Annotated in this window: 10 protein-coding genes and 1 pseudogene; 3 read left to right on the forward strand and 8 right to left on the reverse strand. The window is 62.5% G+C overall.

What is annotated here, in order from left to right; translation table 11 throughout:
* Positions 1 to 85: 85 nt before the first annotated feature.
* From lhgO to ACX4ZE_RS16825, 3 genes are all read right to left on the reverse strand, one after another.
* Entirely contained in the window at positions 86 to 1,270 is a 1,185-nt protein-coding gene (lhgO, locus tag ACX4ZE_RS16815; protein WP_480274381.1) for an L-2-hydroxyglutarate oxidase, read from the reverse strand.
* Between the two features lie 22 nt (positions 1,271 to 1,292).
* Positions 1,293 to 2,012, reverse strand: a complete 720-nt coding sequence (locus ACX4ZE_RS16820; protein WP_480274382.1) for a hypothetical protein — start codon at positions 2,010 to 2,012, stop codon at positions 1,293 to 1,295.
* 417 nt (positions 2,013 to 2,429) lie between these two features.
* Complete coding sequence (locus ACX4ZE_RS16825; RefSeq protein ID WP_480274383.1) at positions 2,430 to 3,221, reverse strand: TIGR03084 family metal-binding protein; 792 nt, start codon at positions 3,219 to 3,221, stop codon at positions 2,430 to 2,432.
* A 183-nt stretch (positions 3,222 to 3,404) separates the two neighbouring features.
* Between ACX4ZE_RS16825 and ACX4ZE_RS16830 the strand changes: the two genes are divergently transcribed.
* Complete coding sequence (locus ACX4ZE_RS16830) at positions 3,405 to 4,109, forward strand: flavodoxin family protein (protein WP_480274384.1); 705 nt, start codon at positions 3,405 to 3,407, stop codon at positions 4,107 to 4,109.
* A gap of 60 nt (positions 4,110 to 4,169) precedes the next feature.
* Here the strand turns inward: ACX4ZE_RS16830 and ACX4ZE_RS16835 are convergent, their stop codons facing one another.
* The 3 genes from ACX4ZE_RS16835 to ACX4ZE_RS16845 all read right to left on the reverse strand — a co-directional run bounded on the left by ACX4ZE_RS16835 (position 4,170) and on the right by ACX4ZE_RS16845 (position 6,702).
* A complete protein-coding gene (locus ACX4ZE_RS16835) occupies positions 4,170 to 4,691 on the reverse strand; it encodes a DUF2231 domain-containing protein (protein ID WP_480274385.1) in 522 nt (173 codons plus the stop codon).
* Positions 4,692 to 4,789: 98 nt separating this feature from the next.
* Positions 4,790 to 5,914 carry a sensor histidine kinase gene (locus ACX4ZE_RS16840; RefSeq protein ID WP_480274386.1) on the reverse strand — a complete coding sequence of 375 codons (1,125 nt, stop codon included), beginning with the start codon at positions 5,912 to 5,914 and terminating at the stop codon, positions 4,790 to 4,792.
* 104 nt (positions 5,915 to 6,018) lie between these two features.
* A complete protein-coding gene (locus ACX4ZE_RS16845; RefSeq protein ID WP_480274387.1) occupies positions 6,019 to 6,702 on the reverse strand; it encodes a response regulator transcription factor in 684 nt (227 codons plus the stop codon).
* Positions 6,703 to 6,977: 275 nt separating this feature from the next.
* On the opposite strand from ACX4ZE_RS16845, the gene lon reads away from it, so the two are divergent.
* Positions 6,978 to 9,311 carry an endopeptidase La gene (gene lon, locus ACX4ZE_RS16850; protein WP_480274398.1) on the forward strand — a complete coding sequence of 778 codons (2,334 nt, stop codon included), beginning with the start codon at positions 6,978 to 6,980 and terminating at the stop codon, positions 9,309 to 9,311.
* Positions 9,312 to 9,390: 79 nt separating this feature from the next.
* On the opposite strand, the gene ACX4ZE_RS16855 is transcribed toward lon, so the two are convergent.
* Positions 9,391 to 9,816, reverse strand: a complete 426-nt coding sequence (locus ACX4ZE_RS16855) for a PaaI family thioesterase (RefSeq protein ID WP_480274399.1) — start codon at positions 9,814 to 9,816, stop codon at positions 9,391 to 9,393.
* 950 nt (positions 9,817 to 10,766) lie between these two features.
* Between ACX4ZE_RS16855 and ACX4ZE_RS16860 the strand changes: the two genes are divergently transcribed.
* Positions 10,767 to 11,762 (forward strand): oxidoreductase, encoded by a 996-nt coding sequence (locus ACX4ZE_RS16860; RefSeq protein WP_480274388.1) that lies wholly within the window; start codon positions 10,767 to 10,769, stop codon positions 11,760 to 11,762.
* A 110-nt stretch (positions 11,763 to 11,872) separates the two neighbouring features.
* Here the strand turns inward: ACX4ZE_RS16860 and ACX4ZE_RS16865 are convergent.
* A pseudogene (locus ACX4ZE_RS16865) lies at positions 11,873 to 12,176 on the reverse strand (ABC transporter ATP-binding protein); the annotation flags it as partial.

Genomic DNA, 12,176 nt, shown 5'->3' on the forward strand with positions numbered 1-12,176 from the left:
ACAACTTGGCGTTCGAGCTTGTCGGCTCGCGATCACCGCTCGTTCGGAAGTCGCCGTCTCTCGGTGGATGCGCGAGAGCCAGGCCTCAAAGTTGGTCGACGATGTGCTCTGCTATCGATATAGCTGAGGTCGCCGCAGGCGAGGGGGCATTGAGCAGGTGGATCGAACGCGCGGTGCGCTCGATCATGAAATCGTGTACCAGGGTTCCGTCCCGCAGCACCGCCTGTGCGCGAATACCCGCCGCGCGCGGAAGCAGGTCGGCGGTCGTCAGCTCCGGGCAATAGCGCTGGCATTGCGCCAGATATCCACGTCTGAACAATGAGTTGCGTAGCTCGCGCAGGCCGGTGCGTATATTCGCTGTGGCCAATCGATGAAAACCAGGGAATCCGAGCACTTCTCGTGCATCTCTGGTGTCGAAGCTGCCTTTCGCATAGCCCTCTCTGGACAGTCCGAGCACCGCGTTGGGGCCGACAGTCAACGCACCGTCGATTGTCGGGCTCACATGTACACCAAGGAAGGGTAGTTCAGGATCGGGAATGGGATAGATCAACGTGCGGACCAATCCGGCCCGCTCTGGTGGTAATTGGTAGTACTCGCCGCGGAAGGGAACGATGCGAAAGTCGATGCGGAGTCCGGCCGCGCGAGCCAACCGGTCGGCCTGCAATCCCGCGCAGACCACCAGGCGGCGTGCTGTCCAGGAGCCTGACGGGCCCGCGGCGGTCACCGCATCGGTGGTCTCGGTGAGCATCTTTATCTCGGCGCCGAGCACGAATTCGCCACCTGCGCTCCGGACTTCTCCGGCGAGAGCTTTGGTGACCCGGGTAAAATCGATGATGCCGGTTTCGGGAACGAACAGGGCGCCCACTCCGGTGACTCGCGGTTCGCGGCGGGTGAGTTCCGTGGCGTCGATCAACTCGACAGTTACGCCATTCGCGATCGAACGTTCATGCAAGGCGAGCATGCGTCGGTACTCCATAGCATTGGTGGCGACCAGCAGTTTGCCGCACACCTGGTATGGAATGCCTTGTGCTCCGGCGAAATCTTTGGTCCACGCGGCCCCGCGGCGACACAGTGTGGCCTTCAGACTGTTTGGTTGGTAGTAGATGCCAGAATGGATGACGCCGCTGTTGTGCCCGGTCTGGTGCCTGGCCAGAGTAGGAGCTTTCTCCACCAGTACCAGGCTCGCGCCGGGATGGCGCGCCAGGATCCGGTGCGCGGTCGCGACGCCGACGATCCCACCGCCGATGACACAGAAATCGTAGGCGCTCATCGGAAACTGGGTAGACGTCTATTCATACGGCGGTAGATTCCCCCGCGGTGTGCGGGAGCGCTGTTTCTGTGTCGGGGGTGGCATTGTCCACAGAATGTTCTCGGGGTGTGGTGGCGGGCTGGTCCGGGCGCAGATCGCGCTCGCCGAATCGCGGGCCGGAAAACGCCAGTTGCACTTCACCGTTACGGGTGTCGAGGTCGGTGCGTAGGGTGGTCACAGCAGCGGCATCGGTAGGATTGTCGCTCTGCTCAGGCGTGGGGCCGGAAGGAAGGAAGCCGGTGAGAATGGTGAGCGCATTCGTGTCCACAGTGATCGATACGGTGTCGTTCTCGTTTGCGGCGAACTGTGTCCTGATGTAAGTGTGGCCGAGCCGGAATTCCCGATGTCCGCTCGTGGCATGCTCCTGCGCGACCGGTGGCACGTCATGCGGTTCAACAGGTCTCGGCCCGATGTCGCGTTGCTCGGGGATCGCGGCAGGTAAGTTCGAGTTGACGCTGATGAGTACGGAGTAAGGGGTGCTATCGTCGGCGTGTATCGGATAGGAGGCAGCCGTGCGGCCGTAGTGTGCCTCCTCTGGCATGCGCGGGGTAGCCGGTACGGCGAGTCGCGTAGACGAGTGTTGGGTATCGCCGATCTGATGGACAACGTAGGTACCTGCGGCAACTGTCAAGCTGAGGCTGGCGGCACCGGCGAGGACGATTGCGGCATGCCGGATGAACTGAGTAGGTCGGTGTGCTGTCATGGTGCGTTCCTCCTCCCTGTGTTGCCGCTCCCCACGGTCGACTGCTCTATGGAAAGCAGCACACCGGACCAGGCTACCGGGATTGCCGCGAGGTGTCGCACCAGTACGGGCAATGCTCCGGAAGGGGGTCGAGGAAGAGAGGGACTAGAGGAAGCGGCGCGTCGCAATAGCGGATCTGTATGCGAGAATGGTGAATTCATCCAGCTAGGATGCCGAAATACTAGCCGAGTCGCGATTGCGTGGGATAGGTTTCTGTCGATCCCCTAGCGGGTAACTCGGTATGGAGTTGGTGAGCGCCATTCTCGACTGCCGATCCAGACCCCCGGCCAACGGCGTCCGGCCGTCGACACGAACACGGCGCACCCAAGTGTGGCGCTCACCCGCTCTTCATCTTTTGGTAGTTCGGATGTCAACGGGTCAGGTGAATTGGCCCGCCGACCTTCCCGCGCCCGCCGGACCAGCGAAAGCCTGAGCGATAGCGAGCCACGATCTGGCGTCGTCGCCAGCTGCTCGGATTGCGAGGTCGTCCGGATGGCGACGCTGGGTTACCAGCAGACAGAAATCGAGCGCGGGCCCGGTTATCCGCTGTTCGGCGTCTTCGGGACCCCACGACCAGGACGCGCCATCCGGTGCGGTCAGTTCCACCCGGAATTCCGTCGTGGGCGGAGTCTTTGCCTGCATCATGTAGGCGAAGTCCCTGGTACGCACACCGATGTGCGCCACGTTGCGGAGCCGCGCTGTGGGAGTTCTGTGTACGCCGAGCGCATCGGCCACATCCTGTCCGTGCGCCCAAGTCTCCATCAGGCGGGCAGTGATCATCGAAGCCGAGCTCATCGGTGGACCGAACCAGGGCAGTTTGGCGCCTGCGGGTACTTTACGCAGCGCATCGGCGAGAGCAGCACGTCCATGCTGCCATCGTTCGAGTAGTTCGCTGGGTGGTTCGGCCGCAGCGATCTCGGCCGCTTCATCGACGAAGGTAAGTGCGCGCGGGCCGGCCTCGGCTACCATCTGTTGAAAGTGGGCGGCGTCGGTTGCCGCGATGGTTGCGACCTCGTCAGTCCAGGCCAAATGGCCGATCTGGTGGGCGATGGTCCACCCAGGCGCGGGCGTGTCGCGCCCCCATTCCTCCGGCGCCAGCGGACCGACGAGTTGCTCCAGATCTGTGCATTCATCGGCGAAATCGCCGAGCAAAGCGTTGAGGTCAGCCATATTTTTCCTTGCCGGTTCCACGTACATCGCTTCGTGTGCTAACGGGGGTTCAGCATCGCAGTGAGATCAGAAAAAGGCAAGCGTGCTTGCTTTATCTCGGCAGCGGAACCGGTACAACGACTATCCGGACAACTCTGCGCGTCATCCTTGTTCCTTCGCGTTGTCAGCAGGAAACTGCACGACATGACTACCTACGATGACCTGCGTGCGCTGTTCATCAATTGCACGCTGAAGCGCTCACCTGAGCCGAGTAATACCCAGGGGCTCATCGATGTCAGTGCTCGGCTCATGGCGAAGCAGGGCGTTCAAGTTTCTCATATCCGGGCAGTCGACCACGACATCGCAACCGGTGTCTGGCCGGATATGACCGAACACGGGTGGGGTACCGATGAGTGGCCGGTGCTGCAGCGGCAGGTGCTGGCTGCCGATATCTTGGTGCTGGCCGGGCCGATCTGGCTGGGTGACAACAGCTCGATCACCAAGAAAGTGATCGAGCGGCTCTACGGGAATTCGTCAACCCTCAACGAGGCCGGCCAGTACGCGTACTACGGCCGGGTCGGTGGATGCCTCATCACCGGTAACGAGGATGGGGTGAAGCATTGCGCCATGAATATTCTCTACAGTCTTCAGCATCTCGGCTACACCATCCCGCCGCAGGCGGATGCCGGGTGGATCGGGGAGGCTGGACCGGGACCATCGTATCTCGATATCGGCTCAGGTGGGCCGGAGAATGATTTCACCAACCGCAACACCACCTTCATGACATGGAATCTGCTGCACCTTGCGCGTTTCCTGAAGGACAATCACGGCATTCCCGCGCATGGCAACCAGCGTTCGGAATGGGATGCCGGGTGCCGGTTCGACTTCGAGAACCCCGATTATCGGTGAGTCTCGACCGGAACGCCTGAGCGACGATTGCCCCAGCCGGTGCGGGCGGTTTCGATCGGATTACCCATCATCGCCACCACCACCACCGCTGGCCTGCTCGTGCCATACTGCTTGCGCGCCGCTATCGCCGATGCGATAGATCTGGACCACCGAAACGAGCGACACCGCGATGGCCATGGCAGCGACCACAACGGTGAAAGTCTTGTACGCGGCGACCGTATCGATTTTTGGGATCCTTGACCGCAACAGGTTCAGGACGCGGTCATTGTGCATAGCCCACCACACCACCGACAGCAGTGCTGTCGCCACCGACCACTGCAGCATCTGGTCGGCCAGCTCCGCATGGGCGCGCACCAGTGGGCCCGACTCGCCGCGGCTTTTGAGCCATTCACCGGATTCGGTAGTCAGCGGCACCAGCAGTACCGTAATGATGGCGGTCACCGGGGTAATGATGCCGAGGCGACGGCGGGCCGCGGGCCACAGCACACACGTCATCAGTAGTAACGCGGTCAGTGGCACCAGCACCACGACGAAATGAACGAATAGCGGGTGGGCAGGCAGACCGTTGATTTTTTCAGTCACGATAAAGCTCGAACTCCTTGGTCACGATGCGCAGTCGTTATCTGGGCTGAGCGTAAGGATCGATTCTTGGAGTTTTCTCGAGCGGACGCACGATCGATTCAATCGCGAGCGGCGGGCAGATGCAGCGTGAAAGCCGCACCGTGGCCCGGCGCACCACTGACTGTGATGCGCCCATGGTGGGACTCGACGACCTCGCGAACCAGCGCCAAACCGATCCCGTGCGCTCTGGTGCCTGCGCTGTGCCCGTCGCCGTGCGCAAACCGCTGTAACAACCGTTCGGCGTCACGGGGATCGAGTCCCGTGCCGGTATCGGTGACTGTGATCTCGACTTGCCTGCCTGTTCGAATCACACGCATCGTCACGGTGCCGCCAGTTTCTTCGTGGTTCAGCGCGTTATCGACAAGGGCGAAGATGGCCCGTCGCAGCGCTGGGCGCGTACCCGCGACGACCGCTGGTACGACTGCCGTCTCGGCGACGACGGCGATGTTGACGCCACGAGAGTCGAAATGCGCGGTAACACTTTCGCGTACTTCATGGCACAACTGCAGCATATCGATGCGCTCGACGCGGTCGGGCTCATGCCGTGCCGAGGCTGTCAACAGCAGGTCGTCGACGATGTCGGCAAGTGCGCGTGTGTCTGCCACCAATCCGCGCAGCTGGGTGCTCAGTACTTGGTCGTGATCGTGGCTCTCGGCCCGGCGGGCAAGCAGTTGGGCGCGGGTGTGCAGCACGGTCAGTGGCGCCCGTAATTCATGGGAGGCGTCCGCGACGAATCTGCGCTGTAGCGCCAGAGCCGCCGCTAGCGGTCGAATCGTGCGGCGGGAAAGGAGCACGGCTACCCCGGCCGTCGCGACCAGCCCGGTCGCTTCCGCGACGATCAATGCCATCAGTTGACGTTGCTGACCCTGGTGCCAGGGTCGCAGATCCATCAGCACAGCGATCTGCATACCTGGCTTGGTGGCTACCAGTGCGCGGTAATCCTCGCCGTCGGATCGTATGTCCCGGTAGCCGGCCGGGCCGGTCAGTACAGTCGATATGACTGTAGGCGCGGAGTCGCTGACGGAAATGACGCCCTGCTGGTCGCGGATGGCGATCGACATTCCCGGCGGCGGGTCGCCGACATCGTCGACACGGGCTGCCGCATGCTCCAGCTGCGCATCGATCTCACGGTCCTGGATGTGCACATTGATGGCGTATAGCGTCACGCCGACCAGGAGCAACACCGCCCCGAGCGCAAGTGCGGACTGTAGGGCCGATGTTCGCGCGGTACGCCGAAGAACATTTATCTCGGTCGGAATTGTCGCAACCCGACTGTGATGGCGCATCCTCACGATTCGCCGAGTCGATAGCCGAGCCCGCGCACAGTGGCGATGACATGGCGGCCGAGTTTACGACGCAGGTAGTGGACATAGGTATCGACCGTGCCGACGCCATCGGCACGGTCGAATACCAGTCGCAGCAGTTGCGGACGGGTGAAGACTTGTCGCGGCGACCGGCACAACACCGTCAGCAGCGCGCACTCGCGTTCGGACAAAGCCACCGCACTGTGATCGTCGTGCGGATCGACCACGGTGCGGGTAGCCGCCATCAGCAGCCTGGCGCCGACCGGAAGCACCGAGGCGGAGGCAAGGTGGCGACGATGCAGTGCCCGTACCCGCGCCAGCAGCTCAGGTACCTCGAAGGGTTTGACCAAGTAGTCCTCGGCTCCCGCGTCAAGACCCTCGACTCGGTCCATCACGGTTCCCCTGGCCGTGAGGATCAGCGCGGGCGTGGTCACCGCGCGATCACGCAGTGCCCGTAATAGATCCAAACCTTCGAGCACGGGTAGTCCACGGTCGACGATCATTACCTCGAATTGCTGGGTCAGACCGCAGTGCAGCCCGCTTTGGCCGTCCGGCGCTGTCTCCACGCAGTAGCCCTCGTCGACCAGCAATATCGATATCAGCTCTGCCAGCTGATAGTCATCCTCGACCAGCAACACCCGAGGTGCTACGGTGCCGCTGTTCAGCATGCTGACCAGCGTGCCACCAAACTTCGCCTGCGGCTATCGCTGGCCGAGTCAGAACTGTTCGACAGGCGAACTCTCGACCGACTCCATAGGTAACGGCGCACCGATTTCGACTGTTCGCCACCTTCGCCCTCAGCGAACGGCCTGAGCAGGGTGGAACAAACGCGAATACCCCCGGGTTGAGTAGACAACGCTCAATATTTGGAAGGGTCGAAGACGTGCCTACACCCCAGAACCTGCCGGTGTTGTTCCTGACCGATCCGATCGTGCTGCCGGGCATGGTCGTGCCCATAGAACTAGATGAATCGGCGCAGGCCGCGATTGATGCCGCGCGCGCCGCCGAGACCGACTCTGTGCTGCTCGCACCCCGGCTGACCGAGGGTTACGCCACCTATGGTGTGGTCGCCACCGTAGAACAGGTCGGCCGGATGCGCGGTGGTGCCCCGGCCGCGGTCCTCAAGGCCGAGCGGCGCGCGAAGATCGGCCACGGGGTCACCGGGCCAGGTGCCGCGCTGTGGGTCGAGGCCGAGCTGGTGGAGACTCCCGCTCCGGACGGCCGCACGAAAGAGCTGGCCATCGAGTACAAGAAACTGGTCGTCTCGGTGTTGCAGCGTCGCGAGGCGTGGCAGATCATCGACGCGGTCAATCAGCTGACCGATCCCTCGGCGATTGCTGATACCGCAGGCTACGCACCGTACCTGACCTTCGAGCAGAAGCGGGAACTTCTGGAAACCGCTGATGCGACCACCCGGCTCAGCGTGCTGATCGAGTGGACCAAGGCGCACATCGCCGAGGCAGAGATCACTGAGAAGATCAGCGAAGACGTGCGCGAGGGTATGGAGAAGAGTCAGCGTGAGTTCCTGCTGCGCCAGCAACTCAACGCCATTCGTAAAGAGCTCGGCGAGGACGAGCCGGACGGAGCCGACGACTACCGGGTCCGCGTAGAGCAGGCCGATCTGCCCGATGCTGTGCGCGAAGCGGCATTGCGTGAGGTCGGTAGGCTGGAACGAGCCAGTGATCAAAGCCCGGAATCCGGTTGGATCCGGACCTGGCTGGATACTGTGCTCGAGTTGCCGTGGACGGTGCGGACCACCGACAACACCGATGTCTCGGCTGCTCGCGCGGTCTTGGATGCTGATCACCACGGCTTGGATGAGGTCAAAGACCGTATGGTCGAGTACCTGGCTGTGCGGGCCCGCCGTGCCGCCCGTGGCCTCGAGGTTGTCGGCGGACGCGGTTCCGGCGCGGTGCTGGTGCTGGTCGGACCGCCCGGTGTGGGTAAGACCTCACTGGGTGAATCTGTCGCACGTGCCTTGGGCCGCACTTTCGTTCGCGTCGCTCTGGGCGGTGTGCGCGACGAAGCCGAGATCCGTGGTCATCGGCGTACCTACGTCGGTGCTCTGCCCGGTCGCATCGTGCGTGCCGTGAAGGAAGCCGGTTCGATGAACCCGGTTGTTCTGCTGGATGAGATCGACAAGGTCGGTGCGGACTTCCGCGGCGACCCGGCAGCGGCTCTGCTGGAGGTGCTGGATCCGGCACAGAATCATACGTTCCGTGACCACTACCTCGATGTGGATCTCGACTTGTCCGATGTGCTGTTCATCGCCACAGCGAACGTTATGGACACCATTCCCGGTCCGCTGCTGGACCGAATGGAACTGATCACTGTCGACGGTTACACCGAAGACGATAAGGTGGCCATCGCCCGCGACTTCCTGATGCCCAGGCAGCTGGAGCGCAACGCGCTGACTGCCGACGAGGTGACTCTCACCGAAGAGGCGTTGCGTGAGATCGCGGCCAACTACACCAGGGAAGCCGGTGTGCGGCAGCTGGAACGGCTGATCGCCAAGGCACTGCGCAAAGCCGCGACTCGGTTGTCCGAGCATGCCATGACAACCGCTACCTCGGGTTATGATCCCGCACTCGGCTATGCGGATGTGGTCGAGGAGGACGCGGAAGCTTTGACAATCGGCCTCGGCGATTTGAAGGATTACCTGGGGCGTCCGCGTTTCCTCCCGGATTCGGTGGAACGCACCGCCGTCGCGGGTGTGGCGACCGGTCTCGCCGTAACCGGCGCAGGCGGCGATGTCCTCTATATCGAGGCCAATGCCGCCGAAGGAGAGCGTTCGCTGACCCTCACCGGCCAGCTCGGCGACGTTATGAAGGAATCCGCGCAGATCGCTCTGACCTACGTGCGTTCGCATCTAGCGGAGATCGGTGTCGAGCCGGCCGTACTGGATCGCAGTATTCACATCCACTTCCCCGCAGGCGCGGTGCCGAAGGACGGTCCATCCGCGGGAGTCACCATGGTGACCGCTTTGGTGTCATTGGCGCGAGATCGTAAGGTGCGCTCGGATGTGGGTATGACCGGTGAGGTCACGCTGAATGGTCGGGTACTGCCGATCGGTGGCGTCAAGCAGAAGCTGCTCGCCGCGCAACGGGCCGGCCTGAAGACGGTGTTCATCCCGGCGCGCAACGAGCCGGACCTGGACGATGTACCTGTCGAAGTGCTTGCCGCACTGGAAGTCCGACCCGTCGCCGATGTGTCCGAAATCCTGGCATACGCCATCGAACCTTCGGTGGATCAGCACACCTTCGCGGCAACGGCTTGACCGCAGACGCAACCGGGCGCGGAAACTTTTCCGCGCCCGGTTGGCTCTGCTGTATTCGTTTGTTTCAGATTCGTTTGTTTCAGCGGTCCTGTCCTACAGCCCTGATGGTCCCCTGGGCCAGTGCGCACAGCACGGGTTCGCTGCCCGGGCTTTCGGCGTAGATCTCGCAGCGGGTGACGGCCTGTCGTTTCGTCGCTTCGACGACGAACGCTTCCGCTCGCAGTTGAAGGCCCGCGGCCGGACGCAGGTAGGTAATGGAGAAACCACTGGTGACAATGTTCGCGCCGAAGACCGGACCAGCCGCGAAGGTGAGTGAGATATCCGCTGCGTAAGAGATTACACCGCCATGGACGAAGCCCATATGCTGGTGTAGCTCCGGACGAATGTGGATGACCAGGGTGACAGCGCCTTCGCGGACGGCGACGACTTCGGTACCGACCAGGCGAGCGAATGGTTGCGCGGCGAGTACTAGTCGGGCGCTGTCGAGCATGCGGTCCCAGTCCATACGGGCGTTGAGTTCGTCGTTGCGGAGAGTACCGGCACCGGCATCGGCCGCGTCGATGGAATCGACGGTCAGAGGAACGGTGTCGGTCAGAGGCGTGTCGGTCAGTGTCATGACCTCTCCTTCGATGGCTCGAGCTTCGATGATGCGGGGCGACCGGAGGCGAGCATGAGCCGGGCGACGTCGACGAACTCACTCGCTATTTCGGTTGGAAAATGCGCATCTGGCTGCGCTTTTACTTGCAGGTGAGCTTGGGCGGATCCCTGCCGTAGCGCTCAGACCGGGCTGGGTCGCCTGGGTCCATGACGCATAGGCTGAATGAAATGGGAAAATCGGGAACCGTCCCGCACCCGACGTGCACGCGCTATCAGCGCGCGACGTCGGTTATGAGGCGGCGATTGCTCTCACTCCTGTGCAGTCCTGGCGAACGTGCCGAGCTCCATTGCTCGAATACAGTTTTCACTCGCTCACGCACATCTATGATGTCTCCGCGTGTCAGCGTTGGTGACAATCGCCGCCTGGAAATGCTGCTGGTCCCGATGGAGCGCAGGTTCTCGCCCGCCGATGTGATATAGACCGGCTCAGAGGGAGAAGTGGTGCGGTGCGTTTCGGAACTCGCATCCGCCTCATTGCGGCGCGCTTTCTGTCTCGCATACACGTCTTACGCTCGGGGAATGCTGCTTACCAGCAGCAGCTTTCGTGTAAATAGTTTCGTATTAAATTTTCTTATCCAGAATCTAGTGTGTCCTGCGCGATAGTGCAATAGCTCATATCGAATTCGCTGTAAAAGTTTGGTCTGAGCGGGCGCTATGGCGGCTGGACAGGACGCACGGATCGTCGATACCGCGCTGCGCGTCACCGACCAGCTCGGCCTCGACCACTTGCTCGGCGTCCGGTCGGGACTGCTGCCGCGTTGACGCCGGTCCAGGCCGGACACTCGTATGCTCTTCGGCATGGAGTTCTGGGCGATGGTGGCACATGAATCGGCGAGCGGGATTGTCTTGACCAGGCAGCAAGTCGATGCGGACTTCCTCGGGCCGGGTGATGTGACGATCAAAGTGCACTACTCGAGCGCGAATTACAAGGATGGTCTGGCGATCACTAAAGGCGGCGGCGTAGTCCGCGATTACCCGATCGTGCCCGGCATCGATCTCGCGGGTGAGGTGGTCGCGTCTTCCGACGGTGATTTCGCCCCGGGCGACTTGGTGATCGCGCACGGGTATGGAATCGGTGTCTCCCAGCACGGCGGTTTCGCCGAATACGCTAGGGTGCCCGCGGATTGGGTGGTCAAGCTGGAGGATCTGAGCCCGCGCGAAGCCGCCGCGCTCGGCACCGCGGGCTTCACTGCAGCCCTGAGTGTGCAAACGCTGCTCGACCACGGTCTCACCCCGGACGCGGGTCCGGTGCTTGTCACCGGCGCGACTGGCGGAGTCGGCAGCGTGAGTATCGACATACTCTCCGGCCTCGGTTTCAAGGTCATTGCCTCTACCGGCAAAACCGACGCAGGCGATCTGCTCAGCGAAATCGGCGCCGATGAGGTGATCGGTCGGCTGCCGGAGGATCCGAACGCCGCACGGCGGCCGCTGGCCACAGCGCGCTGGGCCGCAGCTGTCGACAGTGTCGGAGGCGCATCGCTCGCCGCCGTCCTCAGTGCCACCAGCTATGGCGGTGCGGTCGCGGTCAGCGGCCTTACCGGCGGATCCGAACTGCCCACCACCGTGCTGCCGTTCATCTTGCGTGGGGTCGCGCTCCTTGGCATCGATTCGGTGAACATCCCGATCGAGCGTCGCCGCGAGTTGTGGTCCCGGCTCGGCAAACAGCTGCGGCCGCGGCACCTTTCAGCTCTGGAGAACTATGCCCCGGTCACCGAGGCGCAGCAGGTGCTGCACTCGATCAAGAATGGAACTCATTCGGGTCGAACTGTTCTAGGAGTCGTGGGCGAGTTCTGAGCAGTTCGTAAGCGACGACCACGGGTCGGCACGACTATTCGGAGCACTACGCTGAATCGTGGATGCCGAGCCGCCGGTATCGGCGACTTTCGTGAGCGGATATACACCGGTCAGGCAGCGATCGTGGTCGATCCGTCGGCGAATTGAGTGCGGTACAACTGCGTATAGCGACCACCCGCGGGCAGCAGCTCGGTGTGGGTGCCGCGTTCCACGATGTGACCGTCTTCCAACACCAGAATCTGGTCGGCCGCGCGGACCGTGGACAGGCGATGGGCGATCACCAGTGCGGTTCTGCCATGCAATGCTTCGGCGAGCGCCTCCTGTACAACGGCTTCCGAGGTCGAGTCCAGTGCGGCGGTCGCCTCGTCCAGGATCACTACTCGTGGTTGCTCGAGCAATAGGCGCGCGATGGTC

The organism is Nocardia sp. TBRC8007, assembly GCF_056629435.1.